At 70.3% G+C, this 26,107-nt stretch carries 22 protein-coding genes; 20 read left to right on the top strand and 2 right to left on the bottom strand.

What is annotated here, in order from left to right; genetic code table 11:
- Nucleotide 1: 1 nt before the first annotated feature.
- The 12 genes from nuoK (at nt 2) to HJG45_RS12275 (ending at nt 14,040) form a co-directional block, all read left to right on the top strand.
- Nucleotides 2-310: an NADH-quinone oxidoreductase subunit NuoK gene (gene nuoK / locus HJG45_RS12330; protein WP_171612512.1), complete on the top strand. Its 309-nt coding sequence runs from the start codon at nt 2-4 to the stop codon at nt 308-310.
- 4 nt (nt 311-314) lie between these two features.
- Nucleotides 315-2,303 (top strand): NADH-quinone oxidoreductase subunit L, encoded by a 1,989-nt coding sequence (gene nuoL / locus HJG45_RS12325; RefSeq protein ID WP_171612414.1) that lies wholly within the window; start codon nt 315-317, stop codon nt 2,301-2,303.
- A gap of 2 nt (nt 2,304-2,305) precedes the next feature.
- Entirely contained in the window at nt 2,306-3,817 is a 1,512-nt protein-coding gene (locus HJG45_RS12320; protein ID WP_171612413.1) for an NADH-quinone oxidoreductase subunit M, read from the top strand.
- A 4-nt stretch (nt 3,818-3,821) separates the two neighbouring features.
- Nucleotides 3,822-5,243: an NADH-quinone oxidoreductase subunit NuoN gene (gene nuoN, locus HJG45_RS12315; protein ID WP_171612412.1), complete on the top strand. Its 1,422-nt coding sequence runs from the start codon at nt 3,822-3,824 to the stop codon at nt 5,241-5,243.
- Entirely contained in the window at nt 5,240-6,010 is a 771-nt protein-coding gene (locus HJG45_RS12310) for a biotin--[acetyl-CoA-carboxylase] ligase (RefSeq protein WP_171612411.1), read from the top strand. The genes nuoN and HJG45_RS12310 overlap by 4 nt, the downstream gene beginning before the upstream one ends.
- A gap of 3 nt (nt 6,011-6,013) precedes the next feature.
- Nucleotides 6,014-6,817, top strand: coding sequence for a type III pantothenate kinase (locus HJG45_RS12305; RefSeq protein WP_171612410.1), 804 nt, complete (start codon nt 6,014-6,016; stop codon nt 6,815-6,817).
- 114 nt (nt 6,818-6,931) lie between these two features.
- On the top strand, nt 6,932-8,602 hold the full coding sequence (locus HJG45_RS12300) for a ribonuclease J (protein WP_171612511.1): 1,671 nt from the start codon (nt 6,932-6,934) through the stop codon (nt 8,600-8,602).
- A gap of 223 nt (nt 8,603-8,825) precedes the next feature.
- A complete protein-coding gene (locus HJG45_RS12295; protein ID WP_171612409.1) occupies nt 8,826-9,086 on the top strand; it encodes a DUF1467 family protein in 261 nt (86 codons plus the stop codon).
- A gap of 430 nt (nt 9,087-9,516) precedes the next feature.
- Nucleotides 9,517-10,827: a proline--tRNA ligase gene (proS, locus tag HJG45_RS12290; RefSeq protein WP_171612408.1), complete on the top strand. Its 1,311-nt coding sequence runs from the start codon at nt 9,517-9,519 to the stop codon at nt 10,825-10,827.
- A gap of 10 nt (nt 10,828-10,837) precedes the next feature.
- Nucleotides 10,838-12,091 (top strand): lipoprotein-releasing ABC transporter permease subunit, encoded by a 1,254-nt coding sequence (locus HJG45_RS12285; protein ID WP_171612407.1) that lies wholly within the window; start codon nt 10,838-10,840, stop codon nt 12,089-12,091.
- Nucleotides 12,084-13,349 carry a lipoprotein-releasing ABC transporter permease subunit gene (locus HJG45_RS12280; protein WP_171612406.1) on the top strand — a complete coding sequence of 422 codons (1,266 nt, stop codon included), beginning with the start codon at nt 12,084-12,086 and terminating at the stop codon, nt 13,347-13,349. Before HJG45_RS12285 ends, HJG45_RS12280 begins: the two co-directional genes overlap by 8 nt.
- On the top strand, nt 13,342-14,040 hold the full coding sequence (locus HJG45_RS12275; RefSeq protein ID WP_171612405.1) for an ABC transporter ATP-binding protein: 699 nt from the start codon (nt 13,342-13,344) through the stop codon (nt 14,038-14,040). The genes HJG45_RS12280 and HJG45_RS12275 overlap by 8 nt, the downstream gene beginning before the upstream one ends.
- A gap of 4 nt (nt 14,041-14,044) precedes the next feature.
- Here HJG45_RS12275 and HJG45_RS12270 read toward each other — a convergent pair whose 3' ends face one another.
- Both HJG45_RS12270 and HJG45_RS12265 read right to left on the bottom strand, forming a co-directional pair.
- A complete protein-coding gene (locus HJG45_RS12270) occupies nt 14,045-14,461 on the bottom strand; it encodes a hypothetical protein (protein WP_171612404.1) in 417 nt (138 codons plus the stop codon).
- A 30-nt stretch (nt 14,462-14,491) separates the two neighbouring features.
- Nucleotides 14,492-15,412 (bottom strand): DMT family transporter, encoded by a 921-nt coding sequence (locus HJG45_RS12265; protein ID WP_171612403.1) that lies wholly within the window; start codon nt 15,410-15,412, stop codon nt 14,492-14,494.
- A 47-nt stretch (nt 15,413-15,459) separates the two neighbouring features.
- On the opposite strand from HJG45_RS12265, the gene dnaE reads away from it, so the two are divergent.
- The 8 genes from dnaE (at nt 15,460) to dxr (ending at nt 26,060) form a co-directional block, all read left to right on the top strand.
- Nucleotides 15,460-18,912 carry a DNA polymerase III subunit alpha gene (gene dnaE / locus HJG45_RS12260; protein ID WP_171612402.1) on the top strand — a complete coding sequence of 1,151 codons (3,453 nt, stop codon included), beginning with the start codon at nt 15,460-15,462 and terminating at the stop codon, nt 18,910-18,912.
- A 350-nt stretch (nt 18,913-19,262) separates the two neighbouring features.
- Nucleotides 19,263-20,174: a 30S ribosomal protein S2 gene (gene rpsB / locus HJG45_RS12255; protein ID WP_171612401.1), complete on the top strand. Its 912-nt coding sequence runs from the start codon at nt 19,263-19,265 to the stop codon at nt 20,172-20,174.
- Between the two features lie 232 nt (nt 20,175-20,406).
- Nucleotides 20,407-21,327 carry a translation elongation factor Ts gene (tsf, locus tag HJG45_RS12250; protein ID WP_171612400.1) on the top strand — a complete coding sequence of 307 codons (921 nt, stop codon included), beginning with the start codon at nt 20,407-20,409 and terminating at the stop codon, nt 21,325-21,327.
- Nucleotides 21,328-21,465: 138 nt separating this feature from the next.
- On the top strand, nt 21,466-22,188 hold the full coding sequence (gene pyrH, locus HJG45_RS12245) for a UMP kinase (protein ID WP_171612399.1): 723 nt from the start codon (nt 21,466-21,468) through the stop codon (nt 22,186-22,188).
- Between the two features lie 230 nt (nt 22,189-22,418).
- Nucleotides 22,419-22,991, top strand: coding sequence for a ribosome recycling factor (frr, locus tag HJG45_RS12240; protein ID WP_171612398.1), 573 nt, complete (start codon nt 22,419-22,421; stop codon nt 22,989-22,991).
- A 105-nt stretch (nt 22,992-23,096) separates the two neighbouring features.
- On the top strand, nt 23,097-23,771 hold the full coding sequence (gene uppS, locus HJG45_RS12235) for a polyprenyl diphosphate synthase (protein WP_171612510.1): 675 nt from the start codon (nt 23,097-23,099) through the stop codon (nt 23,769-23,771).
- Nucleotides 23,755-24,651 carry a phosphatidate cytidylyltransferase gene (locus HJG45_RS12230; RefSeq protein ID WP_368040570.1) on the top strand — a complete coding sequence of 299 codons (897 nt, stop codon included), beginning with the start codon at nt 23,755-23,757 and terminating at the stop codon, nt 24,649-24,651. Before uppS ends, HJG45_RS12230 begins: the two co-directional genes overlap by 17 nt.
- A gap of 245 nt (nt 24,652-24,896) precedes the next feature.
- Nucleotides 24,897-26,060, top strand: a complete 1,164-nt coding sequence (gene dxr / locus HJG45_RS12225; protein WP_368040569.1) for a 1-deoxy-D-xylulose-5-phosphate reductoisomerase — start codon at nt 24,897-24,899, stop codon at nt 26,058-26,060.
- Nucleotides 26,061-26,107: the final 47 nt, after the last annotated feature.

The raw sequence follows: 26,107 nt of genomic DNA, 5'->3' as shown, positions 1-26,107 counted from the left end.
GATGGAGATCGGCCTCGCCCACTACCTGACGGTCGGTGCGATCCTGCTCGTGCTCGGCATCTTCGGCATCTTCGTGAACCGGAAGAACGTCATCGTCATCCTGATGAGCATCGAGCTCATCCTGCTCTCGGTGAACCTGAACTTCGTGGCGTTCTCCGCTTGGCTCGACGACCTCGCCGGGCAGGTCTTCGCCATGTTCGTCCTCACCGTTGCCGCCGCGGAGGCCGCGATCGGCCTCGCCATCGTCGTCATCTACTTCCGCAACCGCGGCAGCATCGAGGTCGAGGATATCTCGACCCTGAGGGGCTGAGCCCATGTTTGTCGGTGCCATCTTCTTCCCCCTGCTGGGGGCCTGCATCAGCGGCTTCCTCGGCCGCTGGATCGGCGACAGGGCCGCGCAGTGGTCGACCGTGGCCTGCATGGTGCTCGCCGCCATCTGCGGCTCGGCCGCCTTCGGCCAGGTCGCGCTCGGTGGGCATCCGCTGGTGCAGCTGATCTGGACCTGGATGGATGTCGGCGGGCTCGAGGTCTCCTGGGCGCTCCGCTACGACACGCTCTCGGTCGTCATGGTGGCGATGGTCACCTTCATCTCGACGCTGATCCACCTCTACTCGGTCGGCTACATGTCGCATGATGCGACGCCGGCCCGCTTCTTCGCCTATCTCTCGCTCTTCACCTTCATGATGCTGATGCTGGTGACGGCGGACAACCTGGCGCAGCTCTTCTTCGGCTGGGAAGGCGTCGGCCTGGCGAGCTACCTGCTGATCGGCTACTGGTACGACCGCGAGAGCGCGAACCGCGCGGCGATGAAGGCTTTCATCGTCAACCGCGTCGGCGACGTGTTCTTCATGCTCGGCCTGGCGCTGACCTTCTACATCTTCGGCAGCATCGAATTCGCCACCATCTTCCCGGCGGTCGAGGCGCATGCCGCAGACCGCTTCCTCGGCATTCCGGCGATCGAGCTGATCGGCGTGCTGCTCTTCCTCGGCGCCTGCGGCAAGTCGGCGCAGCTCGGCCTGCACACCTGGCTGCCGGACGCGATGGAGGGGCCGACCCCGGTCTCGGCGCTGATCCATGCCGCGACCATGGTGACGGCCGGCGTCTTCCTCGTCTGCCGCATGTCGCCGCTGATGGAATATGCGCCGGTGGCGTTGACCGTCGTCACGGTCGTCGGCGCCAGCACCGCCTTCTTCGCCGCGACGATCGGCTGCGTGCAGAACGACATCAAGCGGGTGATCGCCTACTCCACCTGCTCGCAGCTCGGCTACATGTTCTTCGCCGCCGGCGTCGGCGCCTATCAGGTGGCGATGTTCCACCTCTTCACCCATGCCTTCTTCAAGGCGCTGCTCTTCCTCGGCGCCGGCAGCGTGATCCACGCCATGTCGGACGAGCAGGACATCCGCCGCATGGGCGGCATCTGGACCAAGATCCCGGTCACCTATGCGGTGATGTGGATCGGCAATCTCGCGCTCGCCGGCATTCCCTTCTTCGCCGGCTACTACTCGAAGGACGCGATCCTCGAAGCGGCCTACGCCGCCGGGGGCGGGGCCGCCGCCTATGCCTGGGTGCTCGGCATGGCCGCGGCCTTCCTCACCGCCTTCTATTCCTGGCGGCTGCTGATCCTCACCTTCCATGGCGAGCCGCGGGCGGATCATCACGTAATGGAGCATGTGCATGAGAGTCCGCTCGTCATGCTCATCCCGCTGATCGTACTGGCCGCCGGCGCGGTGCTGACCGGCTACCTCTTCGCGCCGCTCTTCATCGGCGAGCACGCGCACGAGTTCTGGCACGAGGCGATCTTCAACGGCCCGCACAACCACATCCTGCACGAGATGCATGAGGTGCCGCACTGGGTGCCGCTGGCCCCAACGGTGATGGGCGTCGCCGGCATCGCGCTGGCCTATGTGATGTACATGGCCATGCCGGCGCTGCCGGCGCGGCTCGCCCGGATGTTCAGCGCGCGGCCGGAGATGGTGCGCAACCTGCCGCTTATCCCGGCCGAGGGTGCCGAGCAGCAGACCGAGCCCAATCCGGGCGGCCTCTACGGCTTCCTGCTGAAGAAGTGGTATTTCGACGAGCTGTACGACGCCATTTTCGTGCGGCCGGCGCGCCGGCTGGCGAATGTCTTCTGGAAGGTCGGCGACGCGCAGATCATCGACGGCATGCCGAACGGCGCCGGCAGCCTCGCGGTCGAGGCCTCGCGCGGCGCGGTGCGCCTGCAGACGGGGCGCGTGGCGAACTACGCCTTCGCCATGATCATCGGCCTCGTCGTCTTTGTCTCCCTCTTCCTGTTCGTGGGCTGAGAATGAACGCCGTCGGCTTCCCGCTGCTCTCGCTCATCACCTTCCTGCCGCTGGTGGGCGCGGGCATCATCATGTCCGTGCGGGGTGAGGATGCGGTCATCGCCCGGAACGCGCGCTGGATCGCGCTCTGGACCAGTCTCATCGTCCTGCTGCTCAGCCTGATCCTCTGGGTCCGGTTCGACCCCAGCACCGCCGCCTTCCAGTTTGAGGAGCGGCTCGCTTGGCTGCCCGAGTTTGGCGTCGGCTACCATATGGGCGTGGACGGCATCTCGGTGCTCTTCGTCCTGCTCTCGACCGCGCTGACGCCGCTCTGCATCCTCGCCTCTTGGGAGGCGATCGAGACCCGCGTCCGCGAGTACATGATCTCCTTCCTGATCCTCGAGACGATGATGGTGGGCATGTTCTGCGCCCTCGACTTCATCATCTTCTACGTCTTCTTCGAGGCGGTGCTGATCCCGATGTTCCTCATCATCGGGGTCTGGGGCGGGCCGCGGCGGGTCTATGCCGCCTTCAAGTTCTTCCTCTACACCCTGCTCGGCAGCGTGCTGATGCTGCTGGCGATCCTGTATCTCTGGTACAATGCCGGCACGACCGACATCCCGGAGCTGTTCGAGCAGGCGGTGCCGCGCGCGGCGCAGACCTGGATCTTCTTCGCCTTCCTCGCCTCCTTCGCGGTGAAGGTGCCGATGTGGCCGGTGCATACCTGGCTGCCGGACGCGCATGTCGAGGCGCCGACCGCGGGCTCGGTGATCCTGGCCGGCGTGCTGCTGAAGATGGGGGCCTATGGCTTCCTGCGCTTCAGCCTGCCGCTGCTGCCCGAGGCCTCGGCCGAGTTCGCGCCGCTGATCTTCGTCCTCTCGGTCGTCGCCGTGGTCTACACCTCGCTTGTCGCGCTGGCGCAGGAGGACATGAAGAAGCTGATCGCCTATTCCTCGGTGGCCCATATGGGCATCGTCACGATCGGCATCTTCACCTTCAACCAGCAGGGCCTTTCCGGCGCGCTCTTCACCATGCTGGCGCATGGCGTGGTTTCCGGCGCGCTCTTCCTCTGCGTCGGCGTGCTCTACGACCGCGTCCATAGCCGCGAGATCCTGCGCTACGGCGGCGTCGCGCAGATCATGCCGTCCTACGCCATGGTGTTCATGCTCTTCACCATGGCCTCGATCGGCTTGCCGGGCCTGGCGAATTTCGTCGGCGAGTTCCTGGTCATCATCGGCGCCTGGGCGGTCAATCCCTGGGTCGCCTTCGGCGCGGCGCTCGGCATGGTGCTGGGCGCGGGCTACATGCTCTACCTCTATCGCCGCGTCAGCTTCGGGCGGATCACCCGCGAGGACCTCCGCGCGCTGCTCGATCTCAGCCCGCGTGAATACACGGTCTTCGCGCCGCTCATCCTGCTGACGCTCTGGATGGGCGTCTATCCGCAGTCCTTCCTGTCCTTCTTCGAGGTCTCGGTCGCCGCCCTGCTGCAGCGCCATGAGGCGGCGCTCGGCGCCGCCCGCCTCGCCGGGATGTAAGCCGATGATCTGGACCCTCGCCCTGCCGGAACTGGTGCTGGCCGTCTCCGGCCTCGTCATCCTCGCCGCGGGCGTCATCCCGAAGCGTGACACCTTCTTCCCGGTCTCCATGGCCTGCGTCGGCGCGCTGCTGCTGACGGCGGTGCTGGTGCTCGGCCAGGGTGACGGGACCGCGCTCTCCGGGCACTACGTCTCGGACGCCTTCTCCGGCTACATGAAGTTCCTGGCGCTCGCCGCCGCGGCCGTCGGCATCCTGCTCTCGCTCGACTACAACGAGAAGGAAGGGTTGGCGCGCTTCGAATTCCCGATCCTCATGCTCTTCGCCACGCTCGGCATGATGGTCATGATCTCGGCCAACGACCTGCTCTCGCTCTATATCGGGCTGGAGCTGCTCTCCCTGCCGCTCTACGTCATCGCCGCCTTCAACCGCGACAGCGGCCGCTCGGCTGAAGCCGGACTGAAGTATTTCGTCCTCGGCGCCCTCGCTTCCGGCCTGCTGCTCTACGGCACCACGCTGGTCTACGGCTTCGCCGGAACGACGAATTTCGACCGGCTGGGCGAGGCCTTCTCGGCGCTGGAGGGCGTCTCGCCCGGCGTCGTGGTCGGCGTGGTCTTCGTCATCACCGGCCTCGCCTTCAAGGTCTCGGCCGTGCCCTTCCACATGTGGACGCCCGACGTGTACGAGGGCGCGCCGACGCCGGTGACCGCCTTCTTCGCCTCGGCGCCGAAGGTCGCGGCCATCGCGCTGCTCGCCCGCGTGCTGCTCGGCCCCTTCGGCGACCTCGTCGGGCAGTGGTCGCAGGTCATCACCCTGATCTCGCTCGGCTCGATGATCCTCGGCGGCTTTGCCGCGATCGGTCAGCGCAACCTGAAGCGGCTGATGGCCTATTCTTCCATCGGCCATGTCGGCTACGCGCTGATGGGCCTCGCCGTCGGCACCGATATCGGGCTGCGCGGCCTGCTGGTCTACATGGCGATCTACGTCTTCATGAATCTCGGCACCTTCGCGGTGCTCGTCTCCATGCGGCGCCAGGGCCGGGCGGTGGAGGGCGTCGACGACCTCGCCGGCCTCGGCCGCACCGATCCGGTGACCGCCATGTGGATGGCGGTGTTCATGTTCTCCATGGCCGGCATCCCGCCGCTCGCCGGCTTCTTCGGCAAGCTCTACGTCTTCCTCGCCGCCGTGCAGGCGGGCTACTGGACGCTCGCCGTCGTCGGCGTGCTGACCAGCGTGGTCTCGGCCTACTACTACCTGCGCATCGTCAAGGTGATGTATTTCGACGCGCCGGCCGGGTCGCTTGACCGGGCGCCGTCGAGCCTCACCCTGGTGATGGCGGGGACGGGCCTCTTCACCGTCCTCTTCGCCCTCTGGCCGGCGCCGATGCTGGCGGCGGCGCAGGCGGCGGCCGCGGCCCTGCTGGGGTGAGCGGACCGGGCGAGGGGCGGGGGCCGGCTCCGCCTGTCGCATGGCGGCTCGAGCGTTACGCCGCGCTGCCCAGCACGGCCGATCTGCTCAATGCCCGGGCCGAGGCCGGCGAGGCCGAGGGCCTGGCGATCCTGGCCGATGAGCAGTTGGCGGGGCGCGGCCGGGCCGGGCGCGGCTGGACCTCGCCGCCGGGCAATCTCTATCTCTCGGTGCTGCTTCGTCCGGCCGGACCGGCGCGGGAGGCGCCGCAATGGAGCCTGCTGGCGGCTGTCGCGCTCGCCGAGGCGGCCTCCGCTCTGGTCGCCGATCCGGGCGCGGTGCGGCTGAAATGGCCGAACGACCTGCTGGTCGGCGGCGGCAAGGCCGCCGGCATCCTGGTCGAGAGCGTGCTGAGCGCGACGGGCGGCATCGCCTGGCTGGGGCTCGGCTTCGGCGTCAACCTGCTGCATGCTCCGGCGCTGCCCGACCGGCCAACCGCGACGCTCGGCGGCGCCGAGAGGCCCGAGCGCTTCGCGGCCCGGTTGCTGGCGCGGCTCGGCCATTGGGTAGGGGTGCAGCGGCAGGCGGGCTTCGCACCGGTGCGGACAGCCTGGTCCCGCTTCGGGCCTGACCCGGGCGAGGCGATCGCGGTGCGCGGCCTGCCGGAGAAGGGGGGCTTCGCGGGCCTCGCGGAGGATGGCAGCCTGCTGCTCGACATCGGGGGCCGGCGCCGGGCGATTCCCGCCGGCGAGATCCTCTCCCAAGGGAACGACAAGCGGGGCGCCTAGACCATGCTGCTCGCCATCGATGCCGGAAACACCAATGTCGTCTTCGCCGTGCATGACGGCACGGAATGGCGCGGCCGGTGGCGCATCGCGACCCGCGCCGATCGCACCTCGGACGAATATGCCGTCTGGCTGATGGCGCTGCTGCAGCACAGTGGGCTGAAGGTCGCCGAGATCGACCGCTGCGTCATCGGCACCGTGGTGCCGGCTGCGCTCTACAATCTCCGCCGGCTGGCCCGCGAATGGTTCAATGTCGAGCCGCTGATCGCCCGCGCGGCGGTGGATTGGGGCTTCGCCATCCGCGTCGAGCGGCCGCAGGAGGTCGGCGCCGACCGCCTGCTGAACGCGCTCGCCTCGCACCACCACTATCGCGGCCCGCTTATCGTCATTGATTTCGGAACCGCGACGACCTTCGACGTGGTGGATGCCGATGGCGCCTATCTCGGCGGCGTGATCGCCCCGGGGATCAACCTCTCGCTCGAGGCGCTGCACAAGGCCGCCGCCCGGCTGCCCCGGATCGGCATCGGCCGGCCGCAGGCGGTGATCGGCCGCGACACCATTGCTGCCATGCAATCGGGCATCTTCTGGGGCTATGTCGGGCTGATCGAGGGCATCGTCGGTCGGATCCAGGCCGAGCAGGAGACGCATCTGAAGGTGGTGGCGACCGGCGGGCTGGCGCCGCTCTTCGCCGAGGGGACCACCATCATTGAGAAGATCGACCCCGACATCACCCTGGAGGGGCTCCGCCTGTTGGCGGAACGCAATCCGGTCCCCAAATTGCAAAAGACGACCTACCGCGACTCGCTCTGAGCGCGATCCGGCTCCTGGCCCCCGCACGGGTCTGGCCCGGACCCGCATCGCGCTTGCAATGGCAAAGGAAGGGTGAGGCCGGCCTCGGCGGGGCCGGCGCAGCCCTGGTACGACATGGATGATCATGTAACGACGGCCGGACCCGATCCGGCCGGTGATTTGGCGTTCATTCCGCTCGGCGGTACCGGCGAGATCGGCATGAACCTGAACATCTACCGTTGCGATGGCGCGTTGCTCGCCATCGATTGCGGCATCGGGTTCGGCGGCCCGGAAAACCCCGAGATCGACGTCATGGTGCCCGATCCGGCCTGGCTGGCCGCGCGGCGGGAGAGGCTGGTCGGGCTGGTGATCACCCATGCCCATGAAGACCATGTCGGCGCCGTCGCGCATCTCTGGCCGCAGCTCCGCTGCCCGATCTATGCCGGGCCCTTCGTCTCGGCCGTGCTGCGGCGGAAGCTCGGCGAGGCGGGGCTGCTGGGCGAGGCGCGGATCAACACCCTGCCGCTCGGGGCGCGGCTGGCGCTCGGCCCCTTCGACCTCGAATTCCTCCGGGTGGCGCATTCGGTGCCCGAGGCGCAGGCGGTCGCCATCCGTACCCGGCACGGCATCGTGCTGCATACCGGCGACTGGAAGCTCGATCCCGACCCGCTGATCGGCCAGCCGACCGACGAGGCCGCCTTCGCCCGGATCGGCGCCGAGGGCGTCCTCGCCATGGTCTGCGATTCGACCAATGCCCTGGTCGAGGGCCATTCCGGCTCCGAGTCCGAGGTCCGGCGCAATCTTACCGCCATCATCCGCGGCCTCACCGGCCGGGTGGCGGTGAGCTGCTTCGCCACCAATGTGGCGCGCGTCGAGAGCATCACCCGCGCCGCCATGGCCGCCGGCCGGCAGGTGGCGCTCTTCGGCCGCTCGCTGCGCAATGCCGAGGCGGCGGCGCGGGAATGCGGCTATCTCAAGGACATCCCGCCCTATGTGCCGGAGGAGGAGGCGGGCTACATCCCGGACGACAACCTCCTCATCATCTGCACCGGCAGCCAGGGCGAGCCGCGCTCGGCGCTGTCCAAGATCGCGGCCGACACGCATCCCAACATCGCGCTCGGCGAGGGAGATACCGTGATCTTCTCCTCGCGCATGATTCCCGGCAATGAGCGCGGCATCCTGCTGCTGCAGGACCAGCTCGCCCGCCGTGGCTGCCGGGTGATGACCGCCGACGACCACGTGGTGCATGTCTCCGGCCATCCGGCGCGGGACGAGTTGCGGCGGCTCTACCAGCTGGTGAAGCCGCAATTCGCCGTGCCGGTGCATGGCGAGTGGCGCCACCTCTCGGAACACGCGGCGCTGGCGAAGTCGCTGCAGGCGACGCCGGTGCTGGTCGAGGATGGCGACGTGCTACGCCTCTCGCCGGGCCGTCCCGACGTGGTGGAAGGCGTGCCGACCGGGCGTCTGGCCGTCGACAACGGAAGGCTGCTGCCGATCAGCGGCGGTGTTCTCGCCGCGCGCAAGCGGATGCTCTTCAACGGCGTCGTCATGGCCTCGCTCGCGGTCGACGAGGCGGGGCGGGTGCTGGGCACGCCGCAGGTCTCGGCGCCCGGGCTGCTCGACGGCGAGGAGGGGATCGGGGCGCAGCTCGCCTCCGAGCTCTCGCGGGCCCTCGGCGAGCTGCCGAGCGCTCTGCGGCGGGAGGATGACGCGCTGCGCGAGGCGGCGCGGGCGGTGCTGCGGAAATCCGTCGGACGCCGGCTGCGCAAGCGGCCGAATGTCGAGGTGCATCTGCTGCGGGTCTAGACCATGATCCGCTCACACAGGGTGGCGGATCATGGTCCAGGCCGTTGTTTGATCACGTGAGGCACGCTTTTCGGTGAGTCCACCTCAAGCGATCGCGCTCTAGCGACCGGACTGCGGCAAGGCCGAGGACGGCAGGGCACGGGGCGCCGCCCTTCGGGGCGCGCCGCGTCGCCGGCGCTGCCCGCTCCGCACCATTCCCGATCCAATCCGACCGGAGGGCTTCATGACCTGGTTCACCGGCGTCGTCGTCTATCTGTTGATCTGGTGGGTCGCGCTTTTCGCCGTGCTGCCCATCGGCGCCCAGCCGAATCCGGAAGGCGACGACCAGACCGGCTGGCGCGGCGTGCCGCAACGGCCGCAGCTACTGCGCAAGGTGGTTATCACCACTCTTGTTTCGGCAATTCTCTGGCTGGCCATCTTCGCCCTGGTTGAGAGCGATTGGATGAGCTTCCGGTCGGGCTGGTGGGCCATGCCCAATGATTAGGCGATAACGCCGGCCTGCGCCGCTTTGTGATGGCGAATTGTGCGGCTCTCGTTTAGGAGCCTGCTTTTTCCGCTTTTTCGGCAGCCTTTGCCGTTGTCCGGCGTTGGCCTTCCGCGCCACCATGGTCGTCAGAGAGGGGGTTGGTCCTCTCTCTGCCGTGTGACTGGCGTTTCCTCCCTAAACTCGGGCCGTGCCTTCGGGCGCGGCCCTTTTTTCGTCTAGCGCGCTGACCACGCCAGCGCCAAGACGGAAACTGCGGTGTGGGGCAGAAAATCGTCGCCCTTCATGCGCGGGTCCCCGCCCTCACGCAACAAAGTTGCGCCGTGCGAAAGCGGCGCCAAAGGGCGGCCGGGCGCGCGCCGACCCCATCCCCGCCCGCGCGATTCCGGTCTAAAGGAGTGCCCGAGACCGCCGATCCCAGGAGTTCGCCTTGCGCCTGTCCCGCGCCTTCCTGCCGACGCTGAAGGAAACCCCGGCCGAGGCGCAGATCGCCTCGCACCGGCTCATGCTGCGCGCCGGCATGGTCCGGCAGACCAGCGCCGGCATCTATGCCTGGCTGCCGCTCGGCTGGCGGGTGCTGCAGAAGGTCGAGCAGATCGTCCGCGAGGAGCAGGATGCCGCCGGCGCGCAGGAGATCCTGATGCCGACCATCCAGCCGGCCGATCTCTGGAAGCAGTCCGGCCGGCACGACGCCTACGGCCCGGAGATGCTGCGCCTCAAGGACCGGCACGAGCGAGAGATGCTCTACGGCCCGACCAACGAGGAGATGGTCACCGACATCTTCCGCACCTATGCGAAGAGCTACCGCGACCTGCCGCGCAACCTCTACCACATCCAGTGGAAGTTCCGCGACGAGATCCGCCCGCGCTTCGGCGTCATGCGCGGCCGCGAATTCCTGATGAAGGACGCCTATTCCTTCGATCTCGACTATGCCGGGGCGCGGCGCAGCTACCAGCGCATGTTCGTCGCCTATCTCCGCACCTTCGCCCGCATGGGGCTGAAGGCGATCCCGATGCAGGCCGATACCGGCCCGATCGGCGGCGATCTCAGCCATGAATTCCTCATCCTGGCCGAGACCGGCGAGAGCCAGGTCTACCTGCACAAGGACCTGCTCGACTTCGACGTGCTCTCGCAGGGCATCGACTATGACGGCGACCTCTCGCCCATCGTCGATTTCTGGACCAGCCGCTACGCCGCGACCGACGAGAAGCATGACGAGGCCGTCTGGGCGACGGTGCCGGAGGCCGACCGCGTCTCCGCGCGGGGGATCGAGATCGGCCACATCTTCTATTTCGGCACCAAGTACAGCGCGCCGATGGGGCTGCAGGTGAGCGGCCCGGACGGCAAGATGGTCACACCCGAGATGGGCAGCTACGGCATCGGCGTCTCCCGCCTCGTCGGCGCCATCATCGAGGCAAATCACGACGAGACCGGCATCCGCTGGCCGGAGCCGGTGGCGCCCTTCCGCCTCGCGGTGCTGAACCTGAAGCCCGGCGATGCCGGCACCGACGCCCTGGCCGAGCGGCTCTATGCCGGCTTCGATCCGGATGCCGTCTATGACGACCGCGACGAGCGGGCGGGCGTGAAATTCGCCGATGCCGATCTCATGGGCTATCCCTGGCAGGCCATCATCGGGCCCCGCGGCGCCGCCGCCGGCCGCATCGAGCTGAAGCGCCGGGCGACGGGCGAGCGGGCCGAGCTCTCGCTGGAGGACGCCGTCGCGCGCATCCGGGGCGGCTGAGGCCGGCCCGATGTTCGGTCCGTTCGAGCGCATGGTGGCCTGGCGCTACCTGCGCGCCCGCAAGGGCGAGCGCTTCGTCTCCGTCACCGCCGCCTTCTCGCTGCTCGGCATCGCCCTCGGCGTCGCCGCGCTCATCATCGTCATGGCGGTGATGAACGGCTTCCGGCAGGAGCTGATCACCCGGATCATCGGGCTGAACGGGCATCTGACGGTGCATCCGGCGAGCGGCCGCAGCCTGCCGGATTACGAGGCCCTCGCCGCGCGGCTCCGCGCCTTGCCGGGGGTGGAGCAGGCGGCGCCGACCGTCGACGGCCAGGTGCTGCTCACGGGCGAGCGCGGCGGGGCGGCGGGCGGCATGGTGCGCGGCATCGCGCCGGAGGCGCTGCGGGCGCGCGGCGTCATCGCCCGCGGCATCCGCCTCGGCAGCCTCGAGGCTTTCGGCGACGAGGACACGGCGGTGATCGGGCTCCGCCTCGCCGCGCGCATGGGGCTGCGCCTCGGCGACCAGGTCACGCTCGTCCTGCCGCAGGCCCGCGGCGCGGATTTCAGCGTCGCGCCGAAGCAGCGCGCCTTTCGCATCGTCGCCCTCTTCGATATCGGCATGCCGGAATATGACGGACGCGAGGTCTTCATCCCGCTGCGGGCGGCGCAATCCTTCTTCGGTCTGGACCACGCCGCGAGCCAGGTGGAGCTCTTCGTCGGCGATCCCGACCGGGTGGCCCCGGTGACCGAGGCGGTGCGGGCGATGCTCGCCGGCGGGCCCTACCGCATCACCGACTGGCAGGGCGCGAACAGCAGCATCTATGCGGCGGTGGTGGTGGAGCGGAACGTGATGTTCCTCATCCTCACCCTGATCATCCTCATCGCCGCCTTCAACATCATCTCCTCGCTGACCATGCTGGTGAAGGACAAGGGACGAGATATCGCCATCCTGCGCACCATGGGGGCCGGGCGGGGGGCGATCCTGCGCATCTTCCTGCTCTGCGGCGCGAGTGTGGGCTGCGGCGGCACGCTGATCGGCTTCCTGCTCGGCCTCGGCATCGCCACCAATTTCGACAGCCTGCGCGCCTGGCTGCTGTCGCTGGAGGGCACGCCCCTGTTCCGGCCGGAGCTGCTCTTCCTCACCCAGCTTCCCGCTGCGGTCGATCCGCGCGAGGTCGCCTCCGTCCTCGCCATGGGGCTCGGCCTCTCGCTGCTGGCGACGCTCTATCCGAGCTGGCGGGCGGCGCGGATCGATCCCATCGAGGCGCTGCGCCATGGCTGAGGCCGGACCCTTCGGCGGCTTCGAGCGCGCTGTCGCGGCGCGCTACCTGCTCGCCCGCAAGGGGGAGCGTTTCGTCTCGGTCATCGCCGGCTTCTCCCTCGTCGGCATCGCGCTCGGCGTCGCCACGCTGATCGTCGTGCTCTCGGTCATGGGCGGCTTCCGGCAGGAGCTGCTCGGCCGCATCCTCGGCCTGAACGGGCAGCTCGGCATCAGCGCGGCGCAGGGGACGCTGCCCGACGACCCCGCTTTGGTCGCCCGCCTCCGTGCCCTGCCGGAGGTTGCGCAGGCCGCCGCGGTGGTCGAGGGGCAGGTGCTGCTGACCACCGATGCCGGTGCCTCGGCGGGCGGGCTGGTGCGCGGCATCGCGCCGGAGGACCTGCGGGCGAAGCGGATCATCGCCGACAACATCAAGGCCGGCGACCTGGCGCGCTTCCAGGGGGAGGATGCCATCGTCATCGGCACCGGCCTGGCGCGGCGGCTCGATATCGGCCTCGGCGACCGCGTCACCCTGGTCTCGCCGCAGGGGCGGGTGACGGTCTTCGGCACCGTGCCGCGGCTCCGGGCCTATCGGGTGGTGGCGCTGTTCGAGGTGGGCATGGAGGAATACGACAGCGGCTTCGTCTTCCTGCCGCTGGCCGCGGCGCAGCTTTTCTTCCAGATGCCGCATGCCGTCAGCCAGATCGAGGTCTATCTGAAGCAGGCCGACCGCTCGGCCGAGGCGGCCGGCGCCATCCGCGTGGCGCTCGCCGGCGAGCCGGTCCGCATCGCCGACTGGCAGGATGCCAATGGCGGCTTCTTCCAGCTCGTGCAGGTGCAGCGGAACGTCATGTTCCTGATCCTCACCCTCATCATCCTGGTCGCCGCCTTCAACATCGTCTCCTCGCTGACCATGCTGGTGAAGGACAAGGGGCGGGACATCGCCATCCTGCGCACCATGGGGGCGCGGCGGGGCGCCATCCTGCGCATCTTCCTGCTCTGCGGCGCGGCGATCGGCGGGGCTGGGACGCTCGCCGGGCTCGGGCTCGGCCTGCTCTTCTGCGCCAATATCGAGGCGATCCGGCAATGGCTGATGCGGCTGACCGGCACCACCGTCTTCGACCCGAACGTCTATTTCCTGACCCGCATCCCGGCCGTGGTGGACCCGTTCGAGGTCGCCCAGGTGGTCGGGCTCGGGCTGCTGCTGTCGCTGCTCGCCACCCTGCCGCCGAGCTGGCGGGCGGCGCGGCTCGATCCCGTGGAGGCGCTGCGCGATGAATGAGACGGGGGAAAGCGGGGCCCCGGCGCTGCGCCTCGCGGCGGTGGAGCGGCGCTTCCGCACCGAGGCGGGCGAGCTGCCGGTGCTGCGGGGCGCCGACCTCGCGCTCGCCGCCGGCGAGATCGTGGCGCTGGTCGCGCCCTCCGGCACCGGCAAATCGACCCTGCTGCACCTCGCCGGCCTGCTGGAACGGCCGGATGCCGGCGAGGTCGTCGTCGCCGGCCGGGCGGCGGGCACGCTGTCGGACGATGCGCGGACGGCGATCCGGCGAACCGCCATCGGCTTCGTCTACCAGTTCCACCACCTGCTGCCGGAATTCACGGCGGAAGAGAATGTGGTGCTGCCGCAGCTCGCCGCCGGCACGCCGCGCCGGGCGGCGCGGGAGCGGGCGCGCGGCTTGCTGGCGAGCTTCGGGCTCGCGGGGCGCGAGCAGCACCGGCCGGGCCGCCTCTCAGGCGGCGAGCAGCAGCGGGTGGCGATCGCCCGGGCGCTGGCCAATGCGCCGCAGGTGCTGCTGGCCGACGAGCCGACCGGCAATCTCGATCTCGGCACGGCGAACCGGGTCTTCGAGGAGCTGCTGCAGGCGGTGCGCGGGCAGGGGCTCGCGGCGCTGATCGCGACGCACAACCCGGAGCTGGCGGCGCGGATGGACCGGGTGGTGACGCTGCGTGAGGGCCGGGTGGTGGCGGGTTGAGGCCCTATTCGGCCGGCAGCGGCATCGCCGCGACCGGCGCCGCCGCCGGGTGGCGAAGCAGCAGCAGCATGAGCCGCGCCAGGAAGAGCAGCGCGCCCCCCAACCAGACTAGGGCGGCGGCGATGGCGAGGCCCGGCTGCCCCTGCGCGATGGAGAGATAGATCCCGCAGGGAAAGGCGAGGGCGGCGCCGGCCGAGAGCAGGTATTGCGCGATCGCCATGCCGCGCGGCGCTGCCAGCGCCGGCCAGGCCCGGTAGGTGAGGCCCATCAGCGCCAGCGAGGTCCAGCCGAGCAGGTTGAGATGCGCATGCACCGGCGCGAGCTGGAAGTCATGCGCCATCCCCATGGCGATGCCCAGGCCGGTGCCGAGGACGAGGCAGGCGGCGGCGGTGGTGACGAAGAGCAGGGGCAGGCGCGGCATGGGCAGGTCCTCGCAGCGGGAGGCCGCGGTTTAGGCAGGCCTGGATTCCGCGTCCGTGCGCCGGCGCACGGTGCCCGGCCGCCACAGCGCGCCGCAGAGCATGCCGAGGACGACGAGCGCCATGCCCGCGAGCTGCACCGGGCTCACCTGCTCGCCGAGCAGCAGCCAGGCCCAGAAGACGCCGAGCGCCGGGACCAGCGGCGGCAGCAGCGCGCCGCGGGCCGGGCCGAGCAGCGCCACCGCCCGGCTGTAGAGCACGACGGCGATGCCGCCGGCGATCAGTCCCTGATAGACCGCCTGCAGCAGCGCCTCGCCCGGATGCGCCGGCACCCCGCCGGGGCCGAGCAGCAGCAGGTGCAGCGGCACCCAGGCGAGGGAGAGTGCCCCGGCCGCCGCCGCGGCGCGCGTGCCCGGCACCTGCCAGCGCCGCATCAGCACGCCGAAGAGCGCCCAGGTGAAGCCGCTCGCCAGCAGCAGCAGGTCGCCGATCCAGGCCCGGCCGCCGCCCTCGGCGAGGGAGGCGCCGCCGATCAGCAGCAGCCCGGCGCCGAGGATGCCGAGGCCGGCCCGCACCCCCGTCTCCGGCGCCTGCCGCAGCACCCACCAGCCGAGGAGGGGCGCGAAGAGGACGGTCGCGCCGGGATTGAGGATGGAGGCATGGGTCGCCGGCGCGAATTGCAGCGCCGCGACGGTCAGCAGGTAGTAGGGCGCGCCGGCGAGCAGCGCGAGCACCGCCGCCCGCGCCAGCGACAGCCCGCCGAGGCCGATGCGCCAGAGCAGCAGGCTCATCAGCAGGCCAGCGGTGGTCGAGCGCAGCAGCACCAGGTCGGCGAGCGAGAGGCCATGCGCCAGGCCGTGCCGGGTCGAGGCGAAATTGCCGCTGAACAGCACCATGGCGAGCACGCCGGCGGCGATGGTGCGGCGATCCCCGCGGCGCTGGTCTTCCGGCATGCGGGCGAGTGTGCCGGGAGACGGACCGGCATGCTACCCTGCCCGGCATGAGCGACTCGGCCGGCGGTTCCTTCGTCCATCTCCACGCCCATTCCAGCTATTCGCTCTCGGAAGGCGCCATCAAGGCGGAGAAGCTCGCCGCCCTGGCCAGGGCGGCCGGCATGCCCGCCGTGGCGCTGACCGACAGCGCCAACCTTTTCGGCGGGCTGGAATTCTCCCAGGCCTGCGCCGGCAAGGGCGTGCAGCCGATCATGGGCTGCCAGCTCTTCCTCAGCCGGACGGCGAGCGACGAGCGGCCGGAGGCGGAGCGGCAGCCGCCGGATCCGATCGTGGCGCTGGCCATGGATGCGCGGGGGCTCGACAACCTGCAGCGTCTCTCCTCCCGCGGCTATCTCGCGGGCGATGCCTCCGGCCGCCCCTGCCTTCGCCTGACGACGCTGGAGGAGCATGCCGAGGGGCTGTTCCTGCTGACCGGCGGCACCTTCGGCCCGATCGGCCGGCTGCTGGCGGAGGGGCGGCGCGCCCCGGCCGAGGCGCTGCTGCGCCGCCTCGCCGCCGCCTTCCCGGACCGGCTGGCGGTGGAGCTGAACCGCCACGGTTTGCCGGTGGAGAAGGCGATCGAGCCGGCGATGCTGGCCCTGGCGGACGAGCTCGCCTTGCCGATCGCCGCCGCCAACGACGTCTATTTCGCCGCGCCGGAGATGCACGAGGCGCATGACGCGCTGCTCTGCATCGCCGAGGGCCGCACCTTGGCCGAGGAGGACCGGCGCCGCGTCACCGCCGAGCATTGGTTCAAGCCGGCGGATGCCATGCGGGCGGCCTTCGCCGACCTGCCGGAGGCCTGCGACAACACCCTCGCCATCGCCCGCCGCTGCGCGGTGATGGTGGAGACGAAGAAGCCCGAATTGCCGGTCTGCCCCAAGGTGCAGCCGGGCATGACCGAGGCCGAGACGGTGCGCGACATGGCGGTGCGCGGCCTCGAGGCGCGGCTCGACGCGGCGCAGATGCCCGAGGCGGCGCGGGCGCCCTATCGCGAGCGGCTGGCCTATGAGCTCGGCGTCATCGAGCAGATGGGCTTCTCAGGCTATTTCCTCATCGTCGCCGACTTCATCCAATGGGCGAAGCGGCACGACATCCCGGTCGGGCCCGGCCGCGGCTCCGGCGCCGGCTCGGTCGCCGCCTGGGCGCTGACCATCACCGATCTCGACCCGATGCGCTTCGGCCTGCTGTTCGAGCGCTTCCTCAACCCCGAGCGCGTCTCGATGCCGGATTTCGACATCGACTTCTGCCAGGACCGGCGCGACGAGGTGATCAATTACGTCCGCCGCGAATACGGCGCCGACCGGGTGGCGCAGATCATCACCTTCGGCAAGCTGCAGGCCAAGGCGGCGGTGCGCGATGTCGGCCGCGTGCTCGGCATGCCCTATGGGCAGGTGGACCGCATCGCCTCGCTGATCCCGTTCAACCCCGCCAAGCCCATCAGCCTCGCCCAGGCGATCGCGGAGGAGCCGCGGCTGCAGCAGATGCGCGACGCCGACGAGCAGGTGGCGCGGCTGCTCGAGATCGCCAACCAGCTCGAAGGGCTCTACCGCAACGCCAGCACGCATGCCGCCGGCGTCGTCATCGGCCGCAAGCCGCTGATCGAGATCGTGCCGCTCTACCGCGATCCGCGCTCGGAGATGCTGATCACCCAGTACTCGATGAAGTATGTCGAGCAGGCGAGCCTGGTGAAGTTCGACTTCCTCGGCCTGAAGACGCTGACGGTGATCCAGAAGGCGCTCGAGATCCTGAAGGGGCAGGGGATCGAGGTCGACATCAACGCCATCCCGCTCGACGACCGCAAGACCTACGAGATGCTGCGCCGCGGCGACGCCGCCGGGGTGTTCCAGTTCGAAGGCGCGGGCATGCGGGACTGCCTGCGGCAGATGCGCGTCGACCGCTTCGAGGACCTGATCGCCGCCGTCTCGCTCTACCGTCCCGGCCCTATGGCGAACATCCCCGCCTATTGCCAGCGCAAGCATGGCGAGCCCTGGGAGAGCCCGCATCCGAAGATCCATCCCATCCTTGAGGAGACCTTCGGCATCATGGTCTACCAGGAGCAGGTGATGCAGATCAGCCAGGAGCTGGCGGGCTACTCGCTCGGCGGCGCCGACCTGCTGCGCCGCGCCATGGGCAAGAAGATCGCCAAGGAGATGGAGCAGCAGCGGGCCATCTTCACCGAGGGCGCCGTGAGGAACGGCATCTCGCCGGAGAAGGCGACCGAGATCTTCGACATGATGGCGAAGTTCGCGGAATATGGCTTCAACAAGTCGCACGCTGCCGCATACGCCCTCGTCAGCTACCAGACGGCCTGGCTGAAGGCGAACCACGCCGTCGCCTTCCTCGCCGCCTCGATGACGCTCGATCTCGACAAGACCGAGAAGCTGGCGAACCACATGCAGGAGGCGAGCCGGCTCGGCATCCCGGTCCTGCCGCCCGACGTGAACCGCTCGGGCGCCGAATTCCTGGTGGAGACGACGGAGGAGGGCAAGCAGGCCATCCGCTTCGCCCTCGCCGCGGTCAAGCGCGTCGGCGCCCAGGCCATGCAGGACCTGGTGCGGGCGCGCGACGCCAGGGGGCCCTTCGGCTCCATCGCCGAATTCGCCCACCGGGTCGATCCGAAGCTGCTGAACAAGATGCAGATCGAGAACCTGGCCAAGGCCGGCGCCTTCGACCAGCTCGAGCCCAACCGTGCCCGGCTGGTGGCCGGGGCCGAGGTGATCCTGCGCCGCGCCCAGGCGGCGGCGGAGGCGCGGGTGAGCGCCCAGATCGCCCTCTTCGGCGGCGCCGATTCCCGCCCCGAGCCGCTGCGCATCCCGGAGGTGCCGGACTGGCCGCAGCTCGAGAAGCTTGCCTTCGAGGCCGAGGCGGTGGGCTTCCACCTCTCGGCGCATCCGCTCGACACCTACAAATCGGTGCTGCAACGGCTCGGCGTCATCCCCTCGGCGCGGATCGCCGAGCGGGCCAGGGCCGGCGCGGCGCGGCTGAAGCTGGCCGGCACGGTGGTGGCGAGCAAGGAGCGCCCGACCCGCACCGGCAGCCGCATGGCCTGGGTCACTCTATCCGATGCCGCCGGCAGCTACGAGGTGACGCTCTTCTCCGAGGTCCTCTCCCGCTCGCGCGAGCTGCTCGCCGAGGGCACGGCCGTGCTCTGCACCGCCGAGGCGCGGCTGGACGGCGAGATGCTGCGGCTCACGGCGCAGGATTTCGAGGGGCTGGAGAAGGCGGCGCAGCAGGTGGGGCAGGGGATCCGGCTCTGGCTGGAGGGCGAGGCCGGGGTGCCGGCGATCCGCGACCTGCTGGCGAAGGAGGGCCGCGGCCGCGGCCGGGTGGTGGTGGTGGCGCGCACCGGCCAGGGGCAGGAGGTGGAGCTGGCTCTGCCGGGCGGCTTCAACGTCTCGCCCCGCCTGATCCAGCAGATGCGCGTGGTGCCCGGCATCGCCGAGGTGGAGGCGGTCTAGCATTCCCCACGACGCCGCTGCGCGTCGCCGCGGGGACCCCGGATTGCTTGCCTTCCACCCAAGATCCGTCACAGCCTGCCACGGCGAAGCCGCGGCAGGGCAACAGGCAGCGGCAGGCTGATATTGACGGCGCAATGACTGGTCCGGAATCGCGCTGATCGTTCAGCCGGCGCCGCGGCCGTCTTGCCCCGGGGTCGGCCGCATGCCATATCCCCGCCGCCGCCGTGGGGAAGCCCGCGGCGGCAAATCCGCACGCGGCGCACCCTTCCTCATCGGTCGGGTCCGGTCCTGGGAGACATCCAGGAAGGCGCCGCGGAGGCTCAACCGGACTGATTGGAAGGATTTCGCCGATGGCGATGCCCCAGGTCACCCTGCGCGCCCTGCTCGAGGCGGGTGTGCATTTCGGCCACCATACGCGGCGCTGGAACCCGCGCATGGCCCCCTACATCTTCGGCGTGCGCAACCAGGTCCACATCCTGGACCTGCAGCAGACCGTTCCGATGATGGACCGGGCCCTGCGCGCCGTGCGCGACGTCGTCGCCGCCGGCGGCCGCGTGCTTTTCGTCGGCACCAAGAAGGCGGCGGCCGAGTATGTGGCCGAGGCGGCGACCCGCTGCGGCCAGTACTACGTCAACCACCGCTGGCTCGGCGGCATGCTGACCAACTGGAAGACGATCACCGGCTCCATCAAGCGCCTGAAGCAGATGGAGGACCAGCTCTCCGGCAACGTCCAGGGCCTCACCAAGAAGGAGGTCCTGATGCTGACGCGCGAGAAGGAGAAGCTCGACCGCGCCCTCGGCGGCATCAAGGAGATGGGCGGCCTGCCGGACATCATCTTCGTCATCGACGTGGTGAAGGAGAAGCTGGCGATCGAGGAGGCCAACAAGCTCGGCATCCCGGTCGTCGCCGTGGTCGATTCGAACGCCGATCCGCAGGGCGTCGCCTTCCCGATCCCGGGCAATGACGACGCGATCCGCGCCATCAACCTCTATTGCGACATGGTCGCGGGCGCGGTCTTCGACGGCATCTCCGCCGAGCTGCAGGCCAGCGGCGTCGATCTCGGCGCCACCGAGGAGCTGCCCGCCGAGCCCGAGCTGACCGCCGATGTCGCGGCCGAGCTGGCGCCCGAACTGGCGCCAGAGCTGACCGAGGGCGAGCCGGCGCTCGCCGATGCGCAGTCCAGCCCGACCGCCGGCCTCGACACCGAGAGCCTGGAGACGATGGTCCAGGCCAACGAGGACGACGGCAACCGGGCCGGCTGAGGCCCGCCCCGGTTGGGCCGCGCCGCCTGGCGGCGGGGCCCGTCCAGGGCATGACCGGATGTTGCGGCCGGGCGGCGCCGTCGCCGGGCCGGCAAGGACGTCTTGATGGCGGGCTGGCCTTCGGGGAAGGTCGGCCCGCCGCTTCTCATTGTTCCCAGGAGCAGGGCCGCGCGCCCGGACCGCGGCGTCCGCGACCCGCTCCTCTCGATTAGGCAGGACACGGGAGACACCCATGGCCGAGATCACCGCCGCGCTGGTGCGCGACCTCCGCGACAAGACCGGCGCCGGCATGATGGACTGCAAGAAGGCGCTGGTCGAAGCGAATGGCGACATGGAGGCCGCGATCGACTGGCTGCGCAAGAAGGGCTTGTCCGCCGCCGCCAAGAAGTCCGGCCGCGTCGCGGCCGAGGGGCTGGTCGGCGTCGCCACCGGGCCGCAGGTCGGCGCCATGGTCGAGGTGAATGCCGAGACCGATTTCGTCGCGCGGAACGAACAATTCCAGGGCTTCGTCGCCGAGGTGGCGGGGCTGGTGCTCTCGGTCGGCGACGATCTGGAGCGGCTGAAGGCGGCCCCCTATCCGGGCACGCGGCATTCGGTGGCCGAGGAGCTGACGCGCCTCATCGCCACCATCGGCGAGAACATGAACATCCGCCGCGCCAAGCGCCTCGAGGTGGAGAAGGGCGTCGTCGCCACCTACACGCACAACGCCGTGCGGCCGGGCCTCGGCAAGATCGGCGTGCTGGTCGCGCTCGAGGGCAATTCCGAGATCGAGGCGCTCGAGACGCTCGGCCGCCAGATCGGCATGCATGTCGCCGCCGCCCGGCCGGAGGCGCTCGAGGTCGGCTGCGTCGATCCCTCCGCGCTCGAGCGCGAGAAGGCGGTGCTCTCCGAGCAGGCCCGCGCCTCGGGCAAGCCGGAGGCGATCATCGGCAAGATGGTCGAGGGCCGGATCCGGAAATACTACGAGGAAGTGGTGCTGCTGGAGCAGGTCTGGGTGCATGACGGCGAGAGCCGGGTGAAGGAGATCGTCCGCAAGGCCGGCGGCAACCTCACCGGCTTCGCCCGCTTCCAGCTCGGCGAGGGCATCGACAAGCCGGTCGGCCCCGACTTCGCCACCGAGGTCGCGGCGGCGGCCGGCACCGGCCCCGCCTGAGGGGACAGCCCGGGAGCGGAGGGCGATGCGGCTGCCGTGCGATAGACGGCAGCCACATCGCATCCCCTTGTTGATTCCCGAGCTTGTCCAGGGTTAGTCGGGTGCCTAACTTCACCCGCTTGCCGTGACGGACCCAAAATGAGCCAACAGACCAGCTACAAGCGTGTCATGCTCAAGGTGTCCGGCGAGGCACTGATGGGGCAGGGCGACTATGGCCTCGACACCAACACCTGCCGCCGGATAGCGGAGGATGTGAGGGGCGTCGTCGAGCTCGGCGTCGAGGTTTGCCTGGTCATCGGCGGCGGCAACATCTTCCGCGGCATCGCGGGCGCCGCCACCGGCATGGACCGCGCCCAGGCCGACTATATGGGCATGCTGGCGACTGTGATGAACGCCCTCGCCATGCAGTCGGCGCTCGAGAAGGTCGGCGTGCCGACCCGGGTGCAGAGCGCCATCGCCATGCAGTCGGTCTGCGAGCCCTATATCCGGCGCCGGGCGATCCGGCACATGGAGAAGGGCCGGGTCGTCATCTTCGCCGCCGGCACGGGCAATCCCTTCTTCACCACCGACACCGCCGCGGCGCTGCGGGCCGCCGAGATGCAGTGCGACGCGCTGCTGAAGGGCACCCAGGTGGACGGCGTCTATTCGGCGGACCCGCGCAAGAACGCCCAGGCCGAGCGCTACGTGACGCTCACCTATCTGGACATGCTGGCGCGCGACTTGGCGGTGATGGATGCGGCGGCGATCTCGCTCTGCCGCGAGAACAAGCTGCCGATCATCGTCTTCAACATCCACGAGCCGGGCGCCTTCACCGCGGTGATGCAGGGCGAGGGCAACTTCACCACGGTCGTGGAGAGCTAGGGTCCTGAGGACTTCGAGATCAGGACAGTAGGGCACATGCCGATCGGGCGGCTCGCCCGCATCCCGCCCCTGGGCGGGCGGCCCGGCCGGGGGTAGGTAGACGGAAACAGGGGCCGGGCGCCCTGCCGCATCGAGTCGCGGCGGCGCCGGGCCGGCCCGCCTGGCGGCCATCCGGGCAGGCGCCCGGTCATGCCGGGCCGGGCGGATCGAGGAACGGGAGTGCAGGGGCCATGCCGGCCGACCTCAAGACGTTGAAGCAGGACCTGACGCGCCGCATGGATGGCGCGATCGAGCTGCTCAAGAAGGAATTCACCGGCCTGCGCACCGGCCGGGCCAGTCCGGCGCTGCTCGAGCCCGTGCGGGTCGAGGCCTATGGCAACAACCAGCCGCTCAACCAGGTGGCCAATGTCTCGGTCGCTGGGCCGAGCCTGCTGTCGGTGCAGGTCTGGGACAAGTCGGTGGTGAAGGCGGTCGAGATCGCCATCCGCGATTCCGGCCTCGGCCTCAACCCGCAGAGCGAGGGCCAGGTGATCCGCGTGCCGCTGCCGCCGCTGACCCAGGAGCGCCGCAACGAGCTGGTGCGGACGGCGGCGAAATACGCCGAGAGCGCCAAGGTCGCCATCCGCGGCGTGCGGCGCGACGGCATGGAGCAGGTCAAGGCGCAGGAGAAGGACAAGAAGGCGCCGATCAGCCAGGACGACGCCAAGCACTGGTCCGACGAGGTGCAGAAGCTGACCGACCAGTACATCAAGCAGGTCGATCAGGTGCTGGCCGACAAGGAAAAGGACATCAGGCAGGTCTGAGCCGCGGTGTCCGGTCTTCCCAAGCTGAGCCTCGCGCCGCTCGCCGCCGAGGCGGCGCCCCGCCGCCCCGGCCAGTCCGGGCCGCCCGCGCATGTCGCCATCATCATGGACGGCAACCGCCGCTGGGCCGAGGCGCGCGGCCTGCCCATCCCGCTCGGCCACAAGGCCGGGGCGGAGGCGGTGCGGCGCACCATCGAGGCCTGCATCCAGGAAGGCATCGGCTGGCTCACCCTCTTCGCCTTCTCCTCGGAGAACTGGCTGCGGCCGATCGAGGAGGTGCGGGCGCTCACCGGCCTGCTGCGGCTCTACCTGCGGGCCGAGGTGGCGACGCTGGCCAAGGAGGGCATCCGGCTGCGGGTGATCGGCGACCGCGCCCGCTTCGGCCGGGAGACCATGCATGAGATCGAGCGGGCCGAGGCGCAGACGGCGCAGGGCACGCGGCTGAACCTGACCGTCGCCCTGTCCTATGGCGGGCGCGGCGAGATCGTCGCCGCGGCGCGGGCGGTGGCGGAGGCGGTGCGGGATGGCCGGCTCGACCCCGCCAGCCTGGACGAGGCGAGCTTCGGCGGCCGGCTCTTCACCGCCGGCATGCCGGATCCGGACCTGATCATCCGCACCTCGGGCGAGCAGCGGCTGTCGAATTTCCTGCTCTGGCAGGCCGCCTATGCCGAGTTCGTCTTCCAGGACGTGCTCTGGCCGGATTACGGCGCCGATTTCCTCGGCCAGGCCATCCGCGAATTCGGCCGCCGGGAGCGCCGCTACGGTGCCCGCACTGGCTGAACCTCCCTCTCGCGGCGGCGGCCTCGTCAGCCGCTGGCCGGATCTGCGCAAGCGGGTCCTCTCCGCCATGCTGCTCGGCCCGGCCGCGCTGCTCTGCATCTGGCTCGGGGCCGAGGCCTGGGCGGCGCTGATGGCGGCGGCGGTGGCGCTGCTCGCCTGGGAATGGGTGCGGCTCTGCGGCTTCTCCACGCGCCGGCTGCCCGGCCTCGCCGTGCCGCTTCTGGTGCTCGGCGCCGGCACCCTTGCGGTCGAGGCGGCATGGAGCTGGGCGCTCGCCCTGCTCGCCGGCGGCTTCCTCGGCTTGTGGGTGTATGGAGGAGCATTCGGGAGGACATCCGGGCGGAGACCGGGGCAGGGGGGGCACGCCCGCTCCGGCTTCTGGCTGGCCTTCGGCATCCTCTATATCGGCCTCGCCGGCGTCGCCCTGATCCATCTGCGCGGCGATGCCGCGGTGGGGCGCTGGAACGTGCTGCTCCTCTTCCTCGTGGTCTGGGCGAGCGATATCGGCGCCTATGTCGCCGGGCGGCGCTTCGGCGGGCCGAAGCTGGCGCCGGCCATCTCGCCCAACAAGACCTGGTCCGGCGCCGCCGGCGGGCTGGTCTCGGCCATCCTCGTCGCCCTGCTCGTCATCGCGGCGGTGGAGGGGGCGACGCCACCCTTCGGGCGCGTCGCGCTGCTCGCCGGCCTGATCGGCGTGGTGGCCCAGATCGGCGACCTGTTCGAGAGCTGGATCAAGCGGCGCTTCCAGGTGAAGGACAGCTCCGCCCTCATTCCCGGCCATGGCGGCTTGCTCGACCGGCTCGATGCGGTGCTGGCCGCGGCGCCGGTCGCGGCGCTGCTCGGCGCGCTATTGGGGCCGGGGGCGGCCCTGTGGCGATAGGGCCACAGGCATGAGGTCTGACCGCTTGCGCAGGCCGGCCCAGGCCTGCCATGAGGGGCCCCTTCCGGCCTAGTGTCTTGTAGGGATTGATGTCGGTGGCCTGCCGCTCCGCTCTCCCCGCGGGGCAGGGCTCCGGCGCCGGCCGGACCGAGGATGACGAAGCGCCTGGCAAGCAAGGGTAGTGGGGCGATGCGAAGGGGGTCTGAAGGCTGCATGGCGGGGCACGGTCCCGGATGGCTGGTTCCATGAAGCGCCTCACCATCCTCGGCAGCACCGGCTCGGTCGGGCGCAGCACCCTGGCCCTGGTGGAGGCGGCGGCGCCCGGCGCCTATGCGATCGAGGCGCTGGTCGCCGGCCGCGACGTGGCGGCTCTGGCCGCCCAGGCGCAACGGCTGCGGCCGCGTCTCGCCGTCGTCGCCGATCCGGGCGCGCATGCCGCGCTGCGCGAGGCCCTGGCGGGCACCGGCATCGAGACCGCCGCCGGCCCGGCTGCCGTGGTGGAGGCGGCGGCCCGGCCGGTCGACTGGACCATGGCGGCGATCGTCGGCAGCGCCGGGCTGCATTCCGCCCTCGCCGTGCTGCGCCGCGGCGGCACCCTGGCGCTGGCCAACAAGGAGACGCTGGTCTGCGCCGGCGAGGTGGTGCTGGCCGAGGCAACGCGGACAGGCGCCCGGCTGCTGCCGGTCGATTCCGAGCACAACGCCATCTTCCAGGCCCTCGACGCCCGCGACCCGGCGATGATCGAGAAGATCGTGCTGACCGCCTCGGGCGGGCCCTTCCGGACGGCCGAGCCCGCCGCCATGCGGGCCGCGACGCCGGAGCAGGCGGTGCGGCATCCGATCTGGTCGATGGGGGCGAAGATCTCGATCGACTCTGCCACCATGATGAACAAGGGCCTCGAGCTGATCGAGGCGGCGCGGCTCTTCCCGGTGCCCGAGGCGCGGATCGAGGTGCTGGTGCATCCGCAATCCACCGTGCACGGCATGGTGCAATATGCCGATGGCTCGATCCTCGCCCAGCTCGGCACGCCGGACATGCGCACCCCGATCGCGCATTGCCTGGCCTGGCCGGAGCGCATGCCGGTCAGCCTGCCGCGGCTCGACCTTGCGACGCTCGGGCGGCTGGAGTTCTTCGCCCCCGACCCGGTCCGCTTCCCGGCGCTGCGCCTGGCGCGGGAGGCGTTGCAGGCGGGGGCCGGCGCCCCCACTATCCTGAATGCCGCGAACGAGGTGGCGGTCGCGCTCTTCCTGGCCCGCCGCCTGGGCTTCCTCGACATCGCGGCGGTGGTGGAGGAGACGCTCGAGCGCCTCGGCGCGCCGGGCATCCCCGGCCTCGATGCGGTGCTGGCGCTCGACGACGCCGCCCGGGCCGAGGCCGGCCGGATCGCCGCCCGCCGCGCCGCGGCCTGAGGCGGGACGCGTCCGACCGAGTGATTTTCCGACCGGGTGATTTCCGA

Origin of the sequence: Roseicella sp. DB1501 (genome assembly GCF_013112485.1) — a bacterium.
GTDB lineage: Bacteria > Pseudomonadota > Alphaproteobacteria > Acetobacterales > Acetobacteraceae > Paracraurococcus.
Note: the sequence above shows the minus strand (reverse complement) of the source record. Positions and strands in the feature narration are given on the sequence as shown.